At 55.0% G+C, this 20,720-nt stretch carries 13 protein-coding genes; 9 read left to right on the forward strand and 4 right to left on the reverse strand.

What is annotated here, in order from left to right; translation table 11 throughout:
* The first annotated feature begins 8 nt into the window (after window positions 1-8).
* The 6 genes from kdpA to ACZRJQ_RS07775 all read left to right on the forward strand — a co-directional run bounded on the left by kdpA (window position 9) and on the right by ACZRJQ_RS07775 (window position 14,506).
* Window positions 9-1,703, forward strand: a complete 1,695-nt coding sequence (kdpA, locus tag ACZRJQ_RS07750; RefSeq protein ID WP_463977783.1) for a potassium-transporting ATPase subunit KdpA — start codon at window positions 9-11, stop codon at window positions 1,701-1,703.
* 10 nt (window positions 1,704-1,713) lie between these two features.
* The gene (gene kdpB / locus ACZRJQ_RS07755; RefSeq protein ID WP_463977784.1) at window positions 1,714-3,786 is read left to right on the forward strand and encodes a potassium-transporting ATPase subunit KdpB; all 2,073 of its coding nucleotides are present in this window, start codon (window positions 1,714-1,716) and stop codon (window positions 3,784-3,786) included.
* A gap of 18 nt (window positions 3,787-3,804) precedes the next feature.
* Window positions 3,805-4,353, forward strand: coding sequence for a potassium-transporting ATPase subunit KdpC (kdpC, locus tag ACZRJQ_RS07760; protein WP_463977785.1), 549 nt, complete (start codon window positions 3,805-3,807; stop codon window positions 4,351-4,353).
* Between the two features lie 132 nt (window positions 4,354-4,485).
* The gene (locus tag ACZRJQ_RS07765; protein WP_463977786.1) at window positions 4,486-7,152 is read left to right on the forward strand and encodes a DUF4118 domain-containing protein; all 2,667 of its coding nucleotides are present in this window, start codon (window positions 4,486-4,488) and stop codon (window positions 7,150-7,152) included.
* Window positions 7,153-7,188: 36 nt separating this feature from the next.
* Window positions 7,189-7,899: a response regulator gene (locus ACZRJQ_RS07770; protein WP_463977787.1), complete on the forward strand. Its 711-nt coding sequence runs from the start codon at window positions 7,189-7,191 to the stop codon at window positions 7,897-7,899.
* Window positions 7,900-7,975: 76 nt separating this feature from the next.
* Window positions 7,976-14,506 (forward strand): NEL-type E3 ubiquitin ligase domain-containing protein, encoded by a 6,531-nt coding sequence (locus ACZRJQ_RS07775; protein WP_463977788.1) that lies wholly within the window; start codon window positions 7,976-7,978, stop codon window positions 14,504-14,506.
* 51 nt (window positions 14,507-14,557) lie between these two features.
* Here the strand turns inward: ACZRJQ_RS07775 and ACZRJQ_RS07780 are convergent, their stop codons facing one another.
* Window positions 14,558-15,616, reverse strand: a complete 1,059-nt coding sequence (locus ACZRJQ_RS07780; protein WP_463977789.1) for a patatin-like phospholipase family protein — start codon at window positions 15,614-15,616, stop codon at window positions 14,558-14,560.
* Window positions 15,617-15,784: 168 nt separating this feature from the next.
* Here ACZRJQ_RS07780 and ACZRJQ_RS07785 point away from each other — a divergent pair, with 168 nt between their 5' ends.
* From ACZRJQ_RS07785 to ACZRJQ_RS07795, 3 genes are all read left to right on the forward strand, one after another.
* On the forward strand, window positions 15,785-16,063 hold the full coding sequence (locus ACZRJQ_RS07785) for a hypothetical protein (RefSeq protein WP_463977790.1): 279 nt from the start codon (window positions 15,785-15,787) through the stop codon (window positions 16,061-16,063).
* 27 nt (window positions 16,064-16,090) lie between these two features.
* Window positions 16,091-16,858 (forward strand): CHAD domain-containing protein, encoded by a 768-nt coding sequence (locus tag ACZRJQ_RS07790; RefSeq protein WP_463977791.1) that lies wholly within the window; start codon window positions 16,091-16,093, stop codon window positions 16,856-16,858.
* Between the two features lie 94 nt (window positions 16,859-16,952).
* The gene (locus tag ACZRJQ_RS07795) at window positions 16,953-17,750 is read left to right on the forward strand and encodes an acyl-CoA thioesterase (RefSeq protein ID WP_463977792.1); all 798 of its coding nucleotides are present in this window, start codon (window positions 16,953-16,955) and stop codon (window positions 17,748-17,750) included.
* On the opposite strand, the gene ACZRJQ_RS07800 is transcribed toward ACZRJQ_RS07795, so the two are convergent.
* The 3 genes from ACZRJQ_RS07800 to ACZRJQ_RS07810 all read right to left on the reverse strand — a co-directional run bounded on the left by ACZRJQ_RS07800 (window position 17,751) and on the right by ACZRJQ_RS07810 (window position 20,515).
* The gene (locus ACZRJQ_RS07800; protein ID WP_463977793.1) at window positions 17,751-18,017 is read right to left on the reverse strand and encodes a terminase; all 267 of its coding nucleotides are present in this window, start codon (window positions 18,015-18,017) and stop codon (window positions 17,751-17,753) included.
* Window positions 18,018-18,116: 99 nt separating this feature from the next.
* Window positions 18,117-19,598 carry a methyl-accepting chemotaxis protein gene (locus tag ACZRJQ_RS07805; RefSeq protein WP_463977794.1) on the reverse strand — a complete coding sequence of 494 codons (1,482 nt, stop codon included), beginning with the start codon at window positions 19,596-19,598 and terminating at the stop codon, window positions 18,117-18,119.
* Window positions 19,599-19,684: 86 nt separating this feature from the next.
* On the reverse strand, window positions 19,685-20,515 hold the full coding sequence (locus tag ACZRJQ_RS07810; RefSeq protein ID WP_463977795.1) for a TatD family hydrolase: 831 nt from the start codon (window positions 20,513-20,515) through the stop codon (window positions 19,685-19,687).
* Window positions 20,516-20,720 lie beyond the last annotated feature (205 nt).

The following is a 20,720-nucleotide window of genomic DNA, read 5'->3' on the forward strand; positions in this document are numbered from 1 at the left end:
GAGCGGGTATGCACAGTTATGACTATGCGCTGATTGTGGCCTTCTTCGCGCTGGTGCTGTTGCCCGCGCCGTGGCTGGGACGCTTTTACTACAACGTGATGGAAGGTCAACGTACTTGGCTGACGCCAGTCTTGGGCCCCGTGGAGAAGGTCTGTTACCGGGTGGCCGGAGTTGACCCGAGTACCGAACAAAGTTGGCAAAAGTACACCCTGGCCTTGTTGGCGTTCAATCTGGCGGGTTTTGTGTTGTTATTTGCGATTTTGCTGTTGCAACAGTATTTGCCGCTCAACCCGCAGCAGTTACCGGGGCAGGAGTGGACGCAAGCGTTCAACACGGCTGTAAGTTTTGTTACCAACACCAACTGGCAGAGCTACAGCGGCGAAGCGACCCTCAGTTATTTCAGCCAAATGGCCGGTTTGACTGTGCAGAACTTTGTCAGCGCCGCCACCGGCCTGGCCGTGCTGGTGGCGTTGTGCCGAGGCATCAGCCGCCGCTCTGCAAACACGTTGGGTAACTTCTGGGTCGACGTGACCCGCGCCACCCTTTATGGCCTGTTGCCGTTGTGCCTGATGCTGGCGTTGCTTCTGATCTGGCAGGGCGTGCCACAAACTTTTGCTCATTATGTAAATGCCGTAACGCTGCAAGGCGTGGATCAAGTGATCCCTCTGGGCCCGGCCGCCAGTCAAATTGCGATCAAGCAATTGGGGACGAACGGCGGTGGTTTCTTTGGCGTGAACTCCGCGCACCCGTTCGAGAACCCGACTGCCTGGAGCAATCTGTTTGAAGTGGCGTCGATCATTCTGATCCCGGTTGCGCTGGTGTTTACCTTCGGTCATTACGTCAAGGACCTGCGCCAGAGCCGGGCCATTATGGCTTGTATGTTGGCGCTGTTCCTGATTGGCGGCGGTACTGCGTTGTATGCCGAGTCCCAGCCCAATCCAGCGCTTAACAGCCCGTTGGTAGAACACACGGCACCGCTGGAAGGCAAGGAAGCGCGTTTTGGCACCACGGCCACGGTGCTGTGGACTGAAACCACCACGGCGGCCTCAAACGGCTCGGTCAATGGCATGCACGACAGCCTTAACCCGCTGACGGGGATGGTTGCGCTGGTCAACATGATGGTCGGTGAAGTGATCTTCGGCGGTGTTGGGGCAGGGCTGTACGGCATGTTGCTCAACGTGTTGATCGCTGTGTTTCTGGCCGGTTTGATGATCGGCCGCACCCCGCAATACCTCGGTAAAAAACTGCAAGCCAAAGAAGTACAACTGCTGGTGGTCACACTGTTGGTGATGCCCGTGGGTGTGCTGGTGTTGGGCGCAATTGCTGCCAGCGTGCCCAGTGCTGTGGCTTCGGTGAGCAACCCCGGCCCCCACGGGTTCAGTCAGGTGCTGTATGCCTTTACTTCGGCCAGTGCCAACAACGGCTCGGCGTTCGCCGGGCTCAATGCCAACACACCGTTTTACAACCTGATGCTGGGCTTGGGCATGTTGATCGGGCGCTTCGGTTACATCCTGCCGGTGCTGGCATTGGCGGGCAGTTTGGCCATGAAAAAGACCGCACCCATCGGGCAGGACAGTTTTCCGACTCACGGCCCGCTCTTTGTAGCACTGCTGCTGATGACCATTTTGTTGGTGGGCGGCCTGACCTTCTTGCCGACTCTGGCCTTGGGGCCAATCACTGAACACCTGACTCTGGGCTTGTAAGGAGACGATGATGAACATGCCTGCTCCTGTTTCAAAGGTTAAGCCTGCGTCAGAGGCCAAAGCGCCTGAGTCGCCAAAAACCGCGTTTGCTGATTTGTGGCGCCCGGCGTTACTGCAAGCGTTCGTCAAGCTCGACCCGCGTCAGCTCAAGCGTTCGCCAGTGATGCTGGTGGTCGAGCTGACAGCCATTTTTACTACCGTCCTGTGCTTGATCCCCGAACCAATGGTTTCCACGGGCGTGGCGGTGCAAATTGCCCTGTGGCTGTGGTTTACCGTGTTGTTCGCCAACTTTGCCGAAGCCTTGGCTGAGGGCCGAGGCAAGGCGCGCGCCGATAGCCTTAAAGCGGGCAGCGTTGGCTTGAGTGCGCGTCGGCGTACCGCCACGGGCGGCTTTGAGGTGATCCCGGCGACGCGTTTGCGCAAGGGCGACGTGGTGCGCGTGGAAGCCGGGGAGATGATCCCCGGTGATGGCGAGGTGATCGAAGGCATTGCAGCGGTAAACGAAGCAGCGATCACGGGGGAATCCGCGCCTGTGATTCGTGAGTCGGGCGGTGATCGCTCGGCCGTAACTGGCAATACGCGACTGGTCTCGGATTGGTTGCTGGTGCAAATCAGTGCCAACCCCGGAGAGTCGACGCTCGATCGCATGATTGCGTTGGTCGAAGGCGCCAAACGCCAGAAAACCCCGAACGAAGTCGCGCTGGATATTCTGCTGATTGGCCTGACCTTGATCTTCCTGATAGTAGTCGTGACCTTGCAGCCATTTGCCTACTTCGCCGGGGGTAGTTTGCCGCTGGTGTTTTTGGTGGCGCTGCTGGTGACGTTGATCCCGACCACCATTGGCGGCTTGTTGTCAGCCATCGGGATAGCGGGCATGGACCGCTTGGTGCGGTTAAACGTCATCGCCAAATCGGGGCGAGCAGTTGAGGCCGCGGGTGATGTGCATGTGCTGATGCTGGACAAGACCGGCACCATCACCTTTGGTAATCGTCGCTGCGCAGCGCTGTATGCCTCGCCCGGCGTCACTGACAAAGAGCTGGCGCAAGGGGCATTGCTGGCGTCGTTGGCGGATGAAACGGCCGAAGGCAAGTCCATTGTCGAGTTCATTCGCGGCGCATACACCTTGCCTGAGCCGCCCGCGTCGGATTTCACTGCTGTTGCGTTCACCGCTGAAACACGCTTGTCGGGTGTCGATTACCAGGGTCAGATCTATCGCAAAGGTGCTGTGGATTCTGTCTTGGCGTTTGTCGGGCTCAAGCGCAGCGAAGTGTTGCCAGCGCTGTCACGTGAGATCGACAAAATCGCCCAAAGTGGCGGCACACCGCTGCTGGTATGTGCTCAAGGCAAGTTGCTCGGTGCGATTCATCTCAAAGACATCGTTAAACCGGGGATACGTGAGCGTTTTGCTGAGCTGCGCAAGTTGGGCATACGCACGGTGATGGTCACTGGCGATAACCCGTTGACGGCCGCCGCCATTGCCGCCGAGGCCGGGGTTGATGATGTGTTGGCCGAAGCCACGCCCGAGAAGAAGCTGGCGCGTATTCGCCATGAGCAAAACGATGGGCGATTGGTGGCCATGTGTGGCGACGGGGCGAACGACGCTCCAGCGCTGGCGCAGGCGGACGTTGGCATGGCGATGAACGATGGCACACAAGCCGCCCGTGAAGCCGCCAACATGGTCGATCTGGACAGCGACCCCACCAAGCTGCTGGATGTGGTGCAAATTGGTAAAGAGTTGCTGGTGACCCGCGGTGCGCTGACCACCTTTTCAATTGCTAACGACGTGGCCAAGTATTTCGCCATTTTGCCTGCGCTGTTTGCCTCGATTTACCCGCAACTGGGGGGGCTCAACGTGATGCACCTCGCCAGCCCGCAGAGCGCTATTTTGTCGGCCATTGTGTTCAACGCGCTGATTATCGTGGTGCTCATCCCGTTGGCGCTGCGCGGTGTTCGCGTGCAGGCCGCCAGCGCTGCGCATTTGCTGCGTCGCAACCTGCTGATCTATGGCGTCGGCGGATTGGTGGTGCCGTTTGTGGGCATCAAATTGATCGACATGCTGCTTACGGCGCTGCATCTGGTTTAACCCTGCGAGGAACTGATCATGGCTACTTTTTTACGTCCGGCCCTGAGCCTGATGCTGTTGATGATTACAATCACTGGGGTGCTTTATCCGCTGACCGTGACCGGGCTTGGGCAGCTGTTATTTCCTGAGCAGGCCAATGGCAGCCTGGTGCGTGATGCCCAAGGACAAGTGCGGGGTTCGGTGCTGATTGCGCAGGGCTTCACGGGTGATGGCTGGTTCCAGCCTCGCCCATCGGCGGGTGCATTGGCTACGGTTGCCAGTGCGGCAAGCAACTTGGCACCGAGCAATCCGGCATTGGCGGCGCGGGTTAAAACCCGTGCCGAACAGCAAGCAGTTGCTGATCAAGGCCCGGTGCCATTGGCTATGCTCACCACATCTGCCAGTGGTTTGGATCCGCACTTGCCACCCGAGGCAATACGCTATCAACTAGCTCGCGTGGCCGCAGCGCGCAACCTCTCGGTACAGGCCATAGAGCAGTTGTTAGCGAGCCACATTGAGCAGCCGTTGGTAGGGCCGCCCGTGGTCAACGTGTTGTTGCTCAATCAGGCGTTGGCACAGTTGAAATAACCGTTTTGGCTATAACCCGCAGGTGCTGGCGAAGGTTGCGATTTTTTTGATCTTTGTACAATCAAGATCAAGGGCTCGTAGCCTTCTGCAGCGCCTGCGGGATTTCACGCATATTCCTAGCAGGTAACCCACATGAGTCATTCCGGTCGCGCCGATGCGCTGTTAGCTGATTTGCCACGCGCAGGGCGTGGCCGGCTCAAAGTGTTTTTGGGGGCGGCACCTGGCGTGGGCAAGACCTACGCCATGTTGCAAGCGGCACATACTCAGTTGCGCCAAGGGGTCAAATTGCTGGCGGGGGTGGTTGAAACCCATGGCCGGGCCGAGACCCAGGCGCTGCTCAATGGTTTGCCTCAGCAACCGTTGCTACGTTCGCAATACCGTGGGGTGCAACTCGAAGAGATGGACCTTGATGGCTTGCTCGCCGCCCAACCCAAGTTGGTGTTGGTGGACGAGCTGGCCCACAGTAACGCCCCCGGAAGCCGTCATGCTAAGCGCTGGCAGGACGTGCAGGAGTTGCTGGCAGCTGGAATCGACGTTTACACCACGGTCAACGTTCAGCATCTGGAAAGCCTTAACGACCAAGTGCGCGGTATCACTGGGGTGCAGGTGCGCGAAACCCTGCCCGACTGGATTGTGCAAGAAGCCTACGAGCTGTTGCTGATTGACCTGCCGCCCCGGGAACTGCTGGAGCGTTTGCGCGACGGCAAGGTGTATGTGCCTGAACAGGCGCGGGCTGCGATTGATGCGTTTTTCACCCAAACCAACCTTAATGCTCTGCGCGAACTGGCGATGCAAACCGCGGCGGTGTACGTCGACGACGAGTTGGACAAAGGCTATCGCCAGTTGGGGCAGGCGGCTCCCGCGGTGCGTGGGCGTTTGTTGGTGGGGATTGAGGGTGACGATCATGCTGAGCGCTTGGTGCGTCATGCCAGCCGGGTGGCCGAGCGTCGGCACTTGCCCTGGAGTTTGGTGCATGTCGATAACGGCAGTGCGCGTGATGAACAATCGCGTTTGCGCCTGCAAAGCGCTCAACAACTGGCCGAGCGGCTGGGAGGCGAGGTGGTTTTACTGCGTGCAGGCGAGGTCGCAAAAACCTTGATCCAACACGCCAGTGAGCGTCGCGCCAGCCTGTTGTTGGTTGGCCAGTCACGTTTGACATGGCGGCGACGCTTGTTCGGTGGCGGGTTGGCGGCACGTTTGCTGCGCGATGCCCACGGCCTTGAAATCAACGTCCTGGACAATGAGCAGTCGCCCGCACCCACCCCCGCTCGGAACAAGCACACATGGGCGTGGTTTGACTATGGCTTGGCGCTGGTGGCCACGGTACTGGCCAGTGCCTTGGCGTGGGGCGTTGCCAGTGTGTTGGCGTTGCCTAACATCTCAATGGTGTTTTTGGCGGCGGTGTTATTGGTCGCCGTGCGCAGCAGCCTTGGGCCCGCATTGGCCTGCGCGGCGCTGTCATTTTTGGCCTATGACTTTTTGTTCATCCCGCCCAATTTTTCGCTCAGTATTCAGCGCGAAGAAGACGTGTTGACGCTGGTGTTTTTCTTGCTGATGGCGGCCTTGACCGGCAACCTTGCGGCTCGCCAGCGTCGGCAGTTGCAAGCGCTGCGTGACACCCAGCAAGAAACCACCCAGTTGCTGGATCTGTCGCGAAAGCTCACCGCCGCGACTGACCGAAAAGCCGTGGTCAATGCGGCTGCGCAGCACTTAAGTGGCTGGAAAGAACTCAATGTGTGTTTGCTCAACCGTGATGGCAACGGTGGCTGGCTGGTCGAAACCGGCGGCCCTTTGCAGTTCAACGAAGCGGAGCGTGCCGCAGCGGACTGGGCCTGGAGCCACGATCAGCCCGCAGGCAAAGGCACCGGCACATTGCCGATGGGGCGCTGGTGGTGGTGGCCAGTCACCGTCGATGAAGGCCCGATGGCTTTGCTAGGGGTGCGCGCCAAAGAAGGTCATCAGCTAAGTGGCCAGCATCGACGCTTGCTTATGGCTATCAGCCAACCTTTGGCCCAGGCGCTGGCGCGTGCTCAATTGGCACAGGACCTTGAGGCGGCGCGCCTGCACGGAGAAACCGAACAATTACGTAGTGCCTTGCTGGCTTCGGTGTCTCACGACCTGCGTACGCCGCTGACCACCATGCGCGGCAGTATTGATACGTTGCTGGCGCTGGGGGAAGCAATCGCTGTGCAGGATCGGCGTGAGTTATTGGAAGGCACGCGTGATGAGGCCGAGCGTCTGGATCGGTATATCCAGAACCTGTTGGACATGACGCGCTTGGGCCACGGGGCCTTAAAGCTTGCCCGCGATTGGGTATCGCCCGCAGATATTGCTGGCAGTGCCTTGAGCCGGTTGCGTGCTGTGTTGGCGCCGTTGCAGGTGCAGGTCGACGTGGCCCCGCAACTGCCGTTGCTGCACATCCATGCTGCTTTGATCGAGCAAGCCCTTATCAATGTGCTGGAAAACGCTGCGCGTTTTTCGCCGCCTCAGGGTGTGCTGCAGTTGAGTGCCGGGGCGAACGAGCGCGAGCTGTGGTTCGCTGTCAGTGACCAAGGGCCAGGTATTCCTGAAGAAGACAGGGCCAAGATTTTTGACATGTTTTACACCGCCGCCCGTGGTGATCGCGGGGGTCAAGGAACAGGGCTTGGCTTGGCAATCTGCCAAGGGATGGTCGGCGCTCATGGCGGGCGTATCAGCGTGGGCGAAGGCATTGATGGGCAGGGCACGTGCATCACCTTGTATTTGCCGCTGCCTGAACAACCTCAGCCTGAGCAAGAAGAGGCAGAGCATGAACACTGATATTCTTTGGCCTTTGTTTAATTGCGACTCACTGCTATGAGCCAGCCCACGACTGTTTTGGTCATCGATGACGAGCCACAAATTCGCAAATTTTTGCGCATCAGCTTGGCGTCCCAAGGCTACAGCGTGCTGGAAGCAGCAACAGGCGCTGAGGGCTTGAGCCAAGCGGCACTGAACCGTCCCGACGTGGTGGTGCTGGATTTGGGGTTGCCGGACATGGACGGCCAACAGGTACTGCGCGACATTCGCGAGTGGTCCAGTGTGCCCGTGCTAGTGCTCTCGGTTCGCGCCAGTGAGGCGCAAAAAGTCCAGGCGCTGGACAGCGGCGCCAACGATTACGTGACCAAACCGTTTGGCATTCAAGAGTTCTTGGCGCGTATTCGCGCATTATTGCGTCAAGCGCCCAGCGGTGAAGCACAGCAAGTGGCGCTTGAAATTGGCCCTTTGACCATCGATCTGGCCTATCGCCGGGTGCTGTTTGAAGGGGTTGAAGTGGCGCTGACCCGCAAGGAATACGCCGTGTTGGCGCAACTGGCGCGGCATCCGGGCAGGGTGGTCACGCAACAGCAATTGCTCAAGGATATTTGGGGGCCGACGCACATTGAAAACAGCCATTACCTGCGCATTGTGGTTGGTCACTTGCGACAAAAGTTGGCAGACGACCCAACCTGCCCTCGTTTTATCGCAACCGAACCCGGTGTGGGGTATCGGTTGCTGAGCATGGATCAGGGCACGTTTAGTTACTAATTGCCCTACATAGTTAACGCCGCACGCTGGAATGCAATAGCTAGAGTCGTTTTCCCTAACTCTAGAGCTTTAAATAATGTCAACTCCCGTAGTGATAGATAACGCTAGCGGCCCTTTATTGTTCTCGCATTCTGAATGGCAGCAACAAGAGGCGTTGCGTTTTTTACATGAGCGAACCAAGCAAAATTTTACCCGCCTGAGCGCTGAGCAATTGCGAGAGTATTCGCAGCTTCAACGCGCTGCCCACGCCGCTCTGGCAAAGGTTGACGCAGAAAATAACCGGATCAAAAGCCACTTCAAAGAGAAGGGACTCGCTCGTTTAGTGGCTGCACTCAAAGACGCGACAGGTGAGTCACTCAACCCCGAAACGATGCAGTTAAACACCCGTTATGGGGAGGTTATTGAGCCGCCATCGTTTTGGAGTGCCGTCAAAGAAACGTTGGGTTTAAAGCGTCAGCGCAGGGCGTTGGATGAATCAAAATTCAAACTCCACATTCAATCCATGAGCTTATGGCAGGCGGCTTGTCTTAACTTTGGTTTCAGCACAGGCGTTGTACAAAGCAGCGGTGATAGTTATGAAACGGCCAGTTTTATTAGCGGTACTCAGGCATCGAGTCTGTCGGTCAAGGCATTCATAGCCATTGCGCGAAGGCTGGATCTGGGGCAACAACTAAAAGATGAAATTAATGCGTCATTGACTGAAGGTGCCCCTTTATATGCCCTGATACACGAGGCCAGTCAGGCTTGTATCCAGTTTGAGTTACTTGAGGCCTTGAGAACGGCTGACACCAGTGGCGTGAGCCCTGCAGTCTATGCTCGCTTTAAACGCTTGATTGAGCAGGGGCAGGCACAGCTGACCTTAACGGCAAATGAAGTAACAGACGGCGCGTATTATCCTCTGGTTTTTATTCAGGCCCAGGCTGAATCAGCCGTATTGAGTTACTTCCCGCAACGTCATGGCGGGGCATTTCTTTACCATGAGTCCGTCGCACAGGCGTTGCAGGTATTTAAACAATCACTGAAAACCAGCCACACACATAACAATCTGAATTGGTTCACATCCCAACTGTCGGCTCAGCAACTGGCGCAACTCCAAAAGTTGCGCACGCCGCCCAAGATGGTTGATGAAGACCGCCTCAGGTTAGCGAAAGCCCTTAACTATTCCCCAGACACGTTGAGATTTACCGACGAGAGTTTTGAGCGCTTTCGGGTGGTGGGCCGCCCGCTGGCGCAGCCCAAGTTTGGCCTGGCCAATGCTGTTGCCTCACGGCAAGTGGCTCGATACCGGGAAGACCTGAGCTTATTGGCCAATAGCCGATCAGAGAGCGACCTCAATGCACTGCGCGAACGTGTCAGCCAGATCGCGGGTGAAGTGCTTGAGTTGTTGACCTTGCCTCTACCGGGTGGGGTGACCGGGCTGAACAAGATCATGTTGTTAGCAATGGGCGGCTCGCTAGGGTACAGCTTGATCAGTGGGGCTTTATCGGCGACTAAAGGTGAGCATGAGACCTTGGCCAGCGGGTTGGCCGATTCCCTTGACCTGATTCTCAGCATCAAGCTTTCAGTGGTAGCCCAGAGTGCCCACGGCAAACGGATGAAGGCCCTATGGTCGGCAATGGGTGAGCCGAAAAAGGTCAAGCGCGAGGACGGGGAACATGAGTTATGGGTTCCAACCACTGAGTTGTATCAGCAAGTCGATGTGAGTTTGCTTGAAGGGCGATCGGTGAATGGGCAGAGCATTTACCAGATTGGAGAGTATTCGTACGTAAAGCTAAGTGCCGCAGGCAAACTGATTGCCGCCCAAGTGCTGTACGACGCTCATCGCAAGCAGTTTTGTCTGGTGCACCCTGACCCAGCCGCATTCAGGCCTGTGGTGGTGCTCGACACAGCAACACAGCTTTGGCGGCTCGCCATCGACGATATACACAATCTGTCAGATATTGATCTATTGCAGCGAATGCTGCCCGCCAACTCAATACCTTTTGCCCACACGCCATTAGACAAGATGCTTAAAAGTACGGGCATTGAGCGCTCCATACTTGACGACGTTTGGGCTGGCCAGCCTGCGCCTGCTCGCTTACTGGATGCTGTGCGTCGCTTACATGCCGATAAGGTCATTGACCATCTGTGCAACACCTTCATTCAAGCGAACCAGTTACCTCATACGGGTCATCAAGTGATGCTTGGGTTGCTTACGCAGTTAGACAGTTGGCCCCAGGATGCCCAATTGCACGTGTTTGATATGGCAGGGGCGCTGATCGAGTCGTATAACAAAACTCATGGCTTGGTTGAGCCCGCCAGGATTATTTCGGTTAAGCGCCTTGAGTCAGATCTCTATGTTGGTCGTTACGACAGTCGTGTGGAAGGCGTGTCTGGAGATCAGTTGTTTCGGGCTATTCTTGATCAATTGCCCGACAGCTCTTTATTAGGTCGAGAGACGAATAAAGAGCGCAACGAAAAGGGCCGGGTTGCAGTTATCCGTGAACTTATGGCGAACTATGCCCGTTGGCATCGGTCGGCTTTATTTGAGGCGTTGTATGATTTTGAAGGCCTCACAAAAAATCACCCTTGGGCTGCCAAGGCTGAAGGGCAACAGTTTTTGCCTGACAGGTGGCCTGTTCAAATAGACCCGCTTAGCCCAGAGATTACAACGCTCAGAGGGGGAGTGGCTGGACTATCTGAGGCGGGCGCGCGAGAATTTTTACAGAAAACCGAACTGGCGCCCCACCAACTCAAACGCCTGCGTGAACAACTCCAGTTACCTGGTCAGCTTTACAATCAATTGCTTGCGTATCAGAAGTTTGAACGTGCGAACTTGGCCATTGACTCGGTTTATTACCCAAGGCCTTACCATCCTGATAACGATCTGTGGGCCAGGACATTTGCGGTGGAGTTATTAAATACTAAGCTGAAGCGCCGTTTGGTATTTACCGATATGCAAACGGGTGCTGTTTCTACACCTTATGCTCGCACTGGGCCACACGATACAACCATTGAACTTCACTACTTAGGCAAGGGTGTTTATAGAAACGCCGACTCAGATCTGGCCAACCAGACGCCAGTGGTAGAAAGCACCGACAGTTTCTATCTGGCGATTGCCGCAGCACTGACTCCAGCAGAACGCGTTGTTTTGGGCATGGGCAGCGCTGTAGATACCAATGGCTTGCGCACTACCTTGGGTGATCGAATAGCGGCGCAACGATCAGCGAATGGCGAGCTGCATTTAGATCAGGCTAAGTTAGTGGCGTATGAACGTGATGTGATATTGAGCCCAGGGCTAAAAGCCGATCACTTAGGCATTTATCGTCTTGAGGGTGAACAATATTTGCCTCTGAATGATCGTGTCTTTCAGATTGAGTTTGACTCTCATAAGCAAAAATTTAAATTGGCTCTTCCAGAAGGCAACCCCGTGGATGCCCCTACACTTGAACATAATGAAACGGGTACGTGGCGGCTTTCGATGGAAGAACCTTTGGAGTGGCCCGCAGAGAAACTCTTTCGGCGTTTGGGACATGCCATGCACCATTGGTCAGATCGCTCTATTAAAGACATTTTGGCAATCACAGGTGTTAGCGAGGGTGGTATGCGTCAGGTGCATAGAAATAATGTTGCGCCACCCCCTTTGTTGTTGGATACCTGTCAGCGCTTCAATTTGCTTGATGAACTTAAAATGTTTATTGAAAAAATGCGCAACTATGCAAGCGCGGAATACCTTGATCCTGATATTCAATTGTTTGTGCTATTGCGCATGCCTGAATTTGTGGAAAGTCATACGCTTCAATTTTTTGATGAACAGGGAGGGCTCAGGAAGGAGTATGCAGGGCCACGTAAACCGCAAGCACCGATTATAAAAATGACACTCGAAGAGTTTAGGAGCCCTCAACTGCTAACGCTGTTAGTGGAGCGAGCAGATGAAACAGTCATGGGTGTGCTTTTAGGCAATGGGCAGTTGAGTATTGAGCAACGTATTGTGAGGCTGGCCGAAAAAATTGCAGACCGTGCGACCGAACTGATTGATCCGATGTTTGAGTCGCTTTACACCCAACGCACGACAGTGGTTGATTCCCGTGCTCGGGTAATTGCAGACGCTTACCCAGCACTGCCTAAAAGTGTTATTGAAAAAATGCTTCAGCAGGCGACGAATGTTGAATTAAAGCTGTTGGATGACGGGCGTTTGCCCTTGCGCTTTTCCGAACAAGCCAGCTGGACGCTTAAAGAGGTTGAGTTCAATCGAGCGCTTGAGGGAATGTTTAAACAGGAACTGGCTAACCGCGATACACATCGTTTGCAATTGGAAACCTTGGTGACATTACCGGGCTGGCCAACAGACAGTCGAATAGAGGTCTATGATGCAGCAGCACCTGGAACATTGCTTGAGCAAATAGGTGATAAAACCAAACCCCGGCGAAAAGTGTTGCTCAAAAACGATGAAGGTTATATTGCCGCTAATGAGCACGGTGAGCGTCTAGAGGGCACACACGATAAAGGCAGCCCATTATTGTTTGCGGTGCGTCGGTTTTTGAGTGAGCCAGAGCGAAGCGCTCTGTCCGTAGCCAAAGAAGAAGGCTTGCCTGTGTTGCAGCGTCACTTGGGTCAGAAAGCAGCACAACAGAGGGACTATTCAAAAGGAGTATTAGGCAAAAAAGTGCTACCTGAATGGTTAGCACCTCCCATGAATATTGATATATCAACCATCGCTTATCCCTTATCAATACGTGGCCTGTGGTCTGAAGTCACAGGCAGGTTATTTCCCAGTGAGCAACTTCAAAAAATCAGGAGTCTATACCCCAGTTTTAACGTGTCACAGGCCAATGCGTTTGCCCGCTCACTCAACGTGGAAGGGCCACAGCTGGTTATTGAGCTTGATCGGCGGCGGCTTGAGTACGAAACCCTCAGTAATGAGCTAAACAGATGGGTCGGCTCGCAGTATGAACCCAATGTGTTTGCACGCCATACACGTTTTTTTATACGCGAAGAAATACTTAAGGCCTGGCGCCGTGAGACACCTGAAAGGTATGACGCAAATGGTATTTTTACCGGGTACGCAATGACGATTACACATGGCTTTGAAGTGACTCTCCCCACACTGATGGCAGCAGATTTTAGCCATGTTTCATATTTGTATATTCAGCACGATCGTCAGGCTGGCAGTGTGCCGATTGACCACGCACCTGCTTATGAGGTTTTTTTAAATAATTTCAGAAAACTCAAGACGCTTATTATTGGCGGTAGCTATTTTAGTTATTTACCGGCCACGGTCAGTGAAATGAGTCGTTTGGCACATCTTCAAATCCTACATGCGGGGATGCCGTTGACCACACAAACGATTGAGCTGATATCAGGCCTGACGTATCTAGAGAACTTAGTGCTTGACCATTGTCCACTTGAAGCAACACCGGATATCACGGCAATGCCAAACTTACGGCACCTGAGTTTAAGAGGGACGGGGATTAATCAGTGGCCTATAGGGGCTGAGCGCCAGTCTCAATTGAATTACTTGGATTTACGTGAAAATTCGATTGTCGATATTCCTGAAGCTGTGTTTATGCATCCACAGATGGCAACTATTAATGGTGCTACCTACCTGCATGAAAATCCACTGTCTGATCGGGTGATGCAAAGGGTAGAACGGTATCGGCTGGAGTCAGGGATTAACTTTGGGGGCGGTATTCCGGGTATCGAACATGTTCAGTCTGCACAAACCCCCGTGGCTCAATGGATGGCCGGTATCGAATTTTCGCACATGAGACCCTGGCATGAGTTATGGGCCAAAATAACGGCGGATCGAAACAGCACCCCTTCCTCAACAGATTTATTAAGACTATTAAGTGATTTGACTAAGTCATCAGATTACACCGCGAGTGATGAACGAAGGATTCAGCTGACTCAGCGTGTTAAGGCGTTGTTGGAGTCGCTTCGAGAAAATACAGAGTTACGCAATACTGTCTACAGTGGTACATACGGTGCAGGCACTTGCGGTGATGGCGCTATTATTACGTTCAACAAGCTTGAACTTTTAGTCTTGACTTCGTATTCAGTTCCTTTGTTACAGGGGGGCGTGGCCGAGGGTCGACTGTTGGCGCTGGCAGAAGGTATGTGTTACTTGAGGTTAATTGATGATGCATCGGCCGTAAAAGCTGATGAGCTATTCCAGGAAAATCCAACGGTGGACAAAATTGAAGTGACTTTATATTACCGGGTCAGCTTAAGGGAGGAGTTTAAGTTGCCGATGCAGCCGGAATCGATGCTATTTGAGAGTCTGGTGAGAAGCTACGATTCTAATATGGATGCCGATATCAATACCTTGAGGGTAGGCCTGCGAGCATTGAACGAATCCGGTGCGGTGCAAGAGTCCATATTAAAAGAGTCATTTTGGATTGATTTTTTGAAGAAAAAACACGCCCTTCAATTTGAGGCAATCGCGACTCATGCCAGAAAGCAAATCGAGCAATTGGCAGGCCTTTTTCCGGACAAGCAGTCCGATGCCTATCTTGATGAACTGCAAAGCATCATTGATGCGCGGGAGGCCAGTATCCAAGCGCTGATTGTTGAGCTGACCGAACGCGCTCAACAGGCGTTCACCGATGTCTCGGGTGAAGTGCAATAAGGTTAGGGGCTGATGTTGCCCGCCAAGCGCATCGCGCTTGGCGGGTATCTTTTAGGAGTGAGGCCGTTGTTCGGCTTCATAGCGGTCCAGCGTATCGCTGGCAATTTCGCGGCCCAAAGCGATCAATTCGGGGGCTTTGTAAAACTCGAAAAAACGGCACACGCGCTTTGGCACGTTAATCAGGATGTCTGGCGGGTAGCCAGCAATTTTGTATTGCGCCAAGGAGGTTTGCATCACCTCAAAGCTTTGGTTGATCAAATCCAGCAGCGAGGCCGGGCCAACGTTATCGATGATAAATGAGCCCGTGGCAGACTTGGGCGCGCCTTCACTTGTTGGCGCTGCTGCGGGTTGTTGGGCTTTAGGGCGGGCTGATTCGATCCAGGGGTTAGGCAGCTCTTCAAGAGGCTCAATCAAGGGTTTGAGCATTTCTTGCTCAAGATTAAGCAACTGCTCAGCGTGTTTGTTGCGAAAGGGTATATGTGAGCCCAGCGAGTTCATCACATGCTCAAAGCGGCTTTTGAACGCCGCAGGCCGCTGGATAACAGGCAGTTGATAATTGTTTTGGCTGGTTGAATTGAGGTTGACCGCAATGATCAGGTCGCAGTGGCTGGACACCACAGGAACAATGGGCAGCGGGTTGAGCAAGCCGCCATCCACCAGCATGCGATTCCCTTGCATCACAGGTGTAAAGAGGCTGGGGATAGCTGCTGAGGCGCGCATGGCTTGGTGCAGGCAACCCTCCTGAAACCAGATTTCTTGCTGGTGGGTGAGGTCGGTGGCAACGGCCGTATAAGGAATACGCAGGTCTTCAATATTTATTTCGCCCACGATGTTACGGATCTGGCCGAAGACTTTTTCGCCGCGAATGGCGCCCAGACGGAAACTGACGTCCACCAGACGCAATACATCGAGGTAGTCCAGGCTCTGAATCCAGTCGCGATACTCATCAAGTTTGCCTGCCGCATAGATCCCGCCCACTACAGCGCCCATTGAGCAACCGGCAATGCAGGCGATGTTGTAACCCCGGCGTTCCAGTTCTTCAATTACGCCGATGTGGGCATAACCTCGGGCGCCACCAGAGCCTAATACCAGTGCAATACGTTTGTTCATGACTCGATCCTTCGTCATTCAGGTGCTCACAATGCCTTTTTGTTGAGCGTAGTGACAGCATTTGGCATTCGACAAGCTAGGCTTGGGCATGCTGGCAACCGTTGGGGCACTTTTACGTTTATTGCTCGTCTTAGCCTGCACTGAACCTTCATTTTTAAGGAATACACCATGAAAGCTTGGATTTGTGTGCCGTTGATGGCCTTGGCGTTAGCCGGTTGCGCAGGTAAAACTGCTTATCGCGACAGTTGCGGGTCGCAGTTGGATGCCGCGTGGCATGAGCTTGATTTGGCCAAGGCAGAAGGGTTTGCCGGCACTATTAGTTATTCCAAAGCCTTGTCTTTACTGACGGGGGCTAAAACTCAACAACAATTTGAAGCGTTTGAAGGCTGTACTAAAAAAGCCGAGAAAGCGCGTTTTTATATTCGTGAGTCTCGCGCCGGGCGTTAATCCCTTGGCGTGACGGAGGAGTAAAGGATGTCTGAGTTGGTTGACCGGATTGTGGCGAACCTTGTGCGTCTGGAGGTCAAATTATTGGCCTGTCAGGCACGCTTGGAGGCCAACACTGATCCTGAGGCATTGCACGATTTGCGCACCACGGTTCGCAGATTGCGCAGCGTTTTGCGGCCATTACGGGGCTTACCCGGTGTGGTGCAACTGGAAATGTCCGCTTCGCAAGTTGGTGTTTTAACCACGCCACTGCGTGATCTGGAAGTGTTGGTGGCACATTTGCAAAAGCAGGGTCATCCAACGCTGGCAGCGCGTCGGGTGGAGCAGTTATCGGGCAGCTATGCAAAGGTGGCCGAGAGTGCGCAGTTGGCTCAACTGCTGATGATTGTGGAGGTATTCCCGCGTTTTCTCCGTGCTTCGCAACGAGAGGGTTTTTTGCGTGGTTTGCGCCAGCGCATCGAATCGGTGCTGGGTAAGCAGTGGCAAACGTTGGAAAAAGCGCTGAATGACCCCGGGCACGACCGGCATCGCGTGAGGCTATTGATTAAACGGGTGCGTTATGGCGCTGAAGCTTATCCCGAGCTGGATCGCTTACCCGTGAGAGTGACCACTCGCTTGAAAGAAGCGCAAAAGGCGTTGGGCGAATGGCACGACGCTTGGCAGTGGTTGCAGCAAGCTGAACAACACCCCGACTTGCAGCCCTGCGTCGAACAATGGCGCGCAACCTTGGTGCGTGGAGAAAAGCGCGCCGACCGGGCATTGATCAAGTTAAGCGCGGCCTGTTTTCACTCGTAGGCCCTTTCGGCAGATGATTTGGCGGATATAAGCGCTGTGTCATGTCAGACGGGTGAGTAGTATCGCGCCGTATTTATCTGCTTTTGAGGTGCTCATGCAGTTTTCTGAATTGGTCGAGGCCGTACGCAAGAACCCGCTGGACGTGACGATCCCGGCAGATTGGGGGCAGGGACGTGCCAGTTTCGGCGGTTTGGTGGTGGCTTTGCAGTACGAAGCCATGCGTGCCCAAGTGGCGCCAGAGCGCGTTCTGCGGTCATTGGCGGTAACCTTTGTGGGGCCAGCTGAGCCGGATGTGTCGATCAGTTTTGAAGTTGAAGTATTGCGCGAAGGCAAGGCAGTCAGCCAAGTGCTGGGTCGTGCCGTGCAAAATGGCCAAGTGGTGACCTTGGTGCAAGGCAGCTTTGGCGCCTCTCGCGCATCAGCGGCCAGTATCGAGAGTTTGCCAGCGCCCGAGATGAAGGCACCGCAAGACTGCACGCTGTTGCCCTACATCAAGGGCATCACGCCTGAGTTCATGCGCCACCTGTCGATGGAGTGGGCCGTGGGGGCCTTGCCCTTTACCGGGCGTGGCACGCGTGAAATGGGCGGCTGGGTGCGTTTAGCAGGCGATGTGCATGACGAGCCTCTGACCGAAACCCATTTACTGGCATTGGTCGATGCCTGGCCCCCTGCGCTGTTGCCGTTGCTGAACAAGCCCACCGCAGGCAGCACGCTGACTTGGACAGTTGAGTTTGTGCAGCCGCTGCCACTGGCCAGCACTTTGGACTGGTGCAAATACCTAGCAGTGATTGAGCATGCCCGCGATGGCTACGGCCATGTGGCGGCCAATCTCTGGGCCCCAAGTGGCGAACTGATCGCGATTAGCCGCCAGACCGTTACCGTCTTTGGTTAATCAGAACGTTTGGCTGCGTTGCTGATTGGAGGTGTTGTCTTCGAGCTTATTGCCTTGGTGTTGCAAGCCCAGCGCAGCAAACAGGGTGACAAGACCAATCACAGCGTTTGGCGCAGAGTTGCTAAAGATGCCCGAGGCCAGCAGCAAAAAAGCCAGCACCATCATTGGTACGGCGATCAGATTGATAACCTGATGCGTGGCGTTTTGATGAACCTTTGGGTTCGAGCGCCATTGCCAGGCAGGTAGGTTGGGATGACGTTTGCCCATGATTGCACTCCTTGTTCAATGGCCCATTGATGGCTGGGCCGGATGAACGAAGGATAGGCGTGTGATGGGCTGGCGGCGAATCGAGTCTGGCTATGGGCCTTATAGTTTTAACTGGCCAATGGCCCGATTCAGCTCCCCGGCCAGGGTTGCCAGTTGATTGCTGGTCGTGGCGGAGTCGACGGTTTGTTGCACGGTGTTTTCCGTGACATCGCGAATGCTCACCACGGCCCGGTTCATTTCTTCTGCGACTTGGCTTTGCTGTTCGGCGGCAACGGCAATTTGCGTGTTGCTTTCGCGCATTTGCGCCACTGCGCTGGTGATTTCGGCCAGGGCTTCACCGGCTTCTTGAGCTTGTTGCACGCAGTCATCGGCCTTGAACGAGCTTTCCTGCATGAAGTCCACAGCGTCGCGGGTGCCCGCCTGCAAGGCTGAGACCATCAAGGTGATTTCGTCGGTGGAGGTTTGCACGCGCTTGGCCAGGTTGCGCACTTCATCGGCAACCACGGCAAAGCCTCGTCCCATTTCGCCTGCGCGTGCAGCTTCAATGGCCGCGTTCAGGGCCAGCAGATTGGTTTGCTCGGCAATACTGTGAATCACATTGACCACGCCGTTAATCTTTTGGCTGTCCTGCGCCAGTTGCTGGATCATCTCGGCCGTTTGCTGCACACCATTGGACAAGCTGGTGATGGACTCCTGCACCCGAATGACTACTTGCTGGCCGCTGCCCGCCAGTGTGTCGGCGGTTTGTGACAAGTCGCGGGTGGCGCTTGCGTGTTGGGAGATGTGGTACACGGTGGCCGACATTTCATTGATCGCGGTCGCGGCCTGATCAGTTTCGCTCTGCTGGCCCAACATGCCATTGCGCACTTCGTCCATGCTGCTGGCCAATCGTATGGCGCCGATGTCTAGCTGTGCGGCGGTTTCAGCCACCGTGTTGACGATGCGTTGGTAGCCCGCCTGCATGGCGTTAAACGCACCGGCCATTTGCCCGACTTCATCGGTGCATGCCAGCGGGACGCGGGCTGACAAGTCACCGGTTTTTTCAACATCCAGCATCACGTCTTTAAGGGTGTTGAGCTGGCTGAGCAAAAAGCGGATCAGCAACTGCGAGGCACAGAGCATGGCCAGCATCAGCACTAAAACCGCCACGGCGTAATTGGCCAAGCGCTCAACGAACACTTGGGCCAAGCTTGGCGCGTACGCGAGGACGGCAACTTTTTGACCGTTATCGCGGGTGATTACATCAGCGCCCAGCAGCGGGTTGGTTCCGAAAAACGGCATGCGATTGATCGAAACCCAGCCGTTTGCGTTGCTCAGTTGTGGCAAGGGTTGATCGTTGAGGGTGGGAGGTTGGCCGGGATGAATCGGTAGCAAAAACTCGGCTTCAGGCAAGGCTTGCCCGGCAGGCCAGGCCTTGAGTAAGTGAGCCTGAGCTTGAGCGTTAGCTTGCGCAGCGTCGCTACGCGATTGTTGTTCGAGCTGCACGGCGTACAGCACCAGCAGCAACGTAGTGACAAACGCCACCGCGTTAACGGCCCAGAATTTGTATTTGAGCGAGATGTTGCTAAGCCAGGCACCCATGGAAGGTCTTCTCTGATTTGGCGGAAACAATATAGGCAAGGTGCCATCATTGTGCCCTCAGTCAGAGAAGACCTTGTTGATGTGGGTCAAGATTGCAGAGGGGTCGACTCGTCAGCCAGTTCGGGCAGGCTAAAAAAAGCACGGGCGCAGGCGGTCGTGTGAGCTGCAAGGTCTTGCTCGGTTTCGCCGCGGTGCACGGCCACTTCGCGCAGCACCTCAGGCAAGTAGGCAGGTTCGTTACGGCCACTTTTGGGCTTTGGTCGCAGCGTGCGGGGCAGCAAATACGGCGCATCGCTTTCAAGCATCAAGCGCCCGCGCGGGATGTCACGAACCAGTGGGTGCAAATGTGTGCCGCGTCGCTCGTCGCAAATCCAGCCCGTGATCCCGATGTGCAAATCCAGATCCAGATAGCTAAACAGCGCCCGCTTTTCGCCAGTAAAACAATGCACCACTGCCGCAGGGAGGCGATCACGGTAATCGCGCAGGATTTCAAGCAAGCGCTGATTGGCATCACGCTCATGCAAAAAGACCGGCATTTGCAATTCGACGGCCATTGCCAAGTGTTGCTCCAGCACTTTTTCTTGCTGTGGGCGAGGCGAGAAGTTGCGGTTGAAGTCCAACCCGCATTCGCCTACAGCGCGCACATTGGGTGCCTTAAGCAAGGCCAGCAAGCGCTGTTCACTGTCACCATTCCACTCGCTGGCCGAGTGCGGGTGAATGCCCGCTGTTGTGAACAAACGCTGAGCGCTGTCGTCCAGCTCGCGGCACAGTTGTAAGGCCAGTTCACTGCCTTCAATACTGGTGCCGGTAAGCACCAATTGGCTAACGCCTGCCGCGTAAGCACGCTCCAAAACGGCTTGGTGTTTACCGTCAAAGCTTGGGTTGGTCAGGTTGACGCCGATATCGATGAGTTGCATGGTGCTACCTCAGGCCACAGGCCGCGAAGCATATCAGAGCTGTAGATTTATAAGAAAAACCAAGAACTACAGACAGTTATGGTTGTCTTTGAATGCCGCATGCACGCTTTGCTCCATTTGTTATAGGCCGCATTGAGTGCATTGCGCACCGTTTCCAGCGCTTGAAACCCTACAGGGGGTGACCGGTTGTCGGGTAATCCGACAC

Source organism: Pseudomonas sp. E315 (genome assembly GCF_055406205.1).

Coding starts and splice junctions, on each gene's coding strand:
- ACZRJQ_RS07775 (WP_463977788.1), top strand. CDS start 7,976: ATGTCAACTCCCGTAGTGATAGATAACGCTAGCGGCCCTTTATTGTTC.
- ACZRJQ_RS07810 (WP_463977795.1), bottom strand. CDS start 20,515: ATGCAACTCATCGATATCGGCGTCAACCTGACCAACCCAAGCTTTGAC.
- ACZRJQ_RS07780 (WP_463977789.1), bottom strand. CDS start 15,616: ATGAACAAACGTATTGCACTGGTATTAGGCTCTGGTGGCGCCCGAGGT.
- ACZRJQ_RS07790 (WP_463977791.1), top strand. CDS start 16,091: ATGTCTGAGTTGGTTGACCGGATTGTGGCGAACCTTGTGCGTCTGGAG.
- ACZRJQ_RS07770 (WP_463977787.1), top strand. CDS start 7,189: ATGAGCCAGCCCACGACTGTTTTGGTCATCGATGACGAGCCACAAATT.
- ACZRJQ_RS07785 (WP_463977790.1), top strand. CDS start 15,785: ATGAAAGCTTGGATTTGTGTGCCGTTGATGGCCTTGGCGTTAGCCGGT.
- ACZRJQ_RS07800 (WP_463977793.1), bottom strand. CDS start 18,017: ATGGGCAAACGTCATCCCAACCTACCTGCCTGGCAATGGCGCTCGAAC.
- kdpB (WP_463977784.1), top strand. CDS start 1,714: ATGAACATGCCTGCTCCTGTTTCAAAGGTTAAGCCTGCGTCAGAGGCC.
- ACZRJQ_RS07795 (WP_463977792.1), top strand. CDS start 16,953: ATGCAGTTTTCTGAATTGGTCGAGGCCGTACGCAAGAACCCGCTGGAC.
- kdpC (WP_463977785.1), top strand. CDS start 3,805: ATGGCTACTTTTTTACGTCCGGCCCTGAGCCTGATGCTGTTGATGATT.
- ACZRJQ_RS07765 (WP_463977786.1), top strand. CDS start 4,486: ATGAGTCATTCCGGTCGCGCCGATGCGCTGTTAGCTGATTTGCCACGC.
- kdpA (WP_463977783.1), top strand. CDS start 9: ATGCACAGTTATGACTATGCGCTGATTGTGGCCTTCTTCGCGCTGGTG.
- ACZRJQ_RS07805 (WP_463977794.1), bottom strand. CDS start 19,598: ATGGGTGCCTGGCTTAGCAACATCTCGCTCAAATACAAATTCTGGGCC.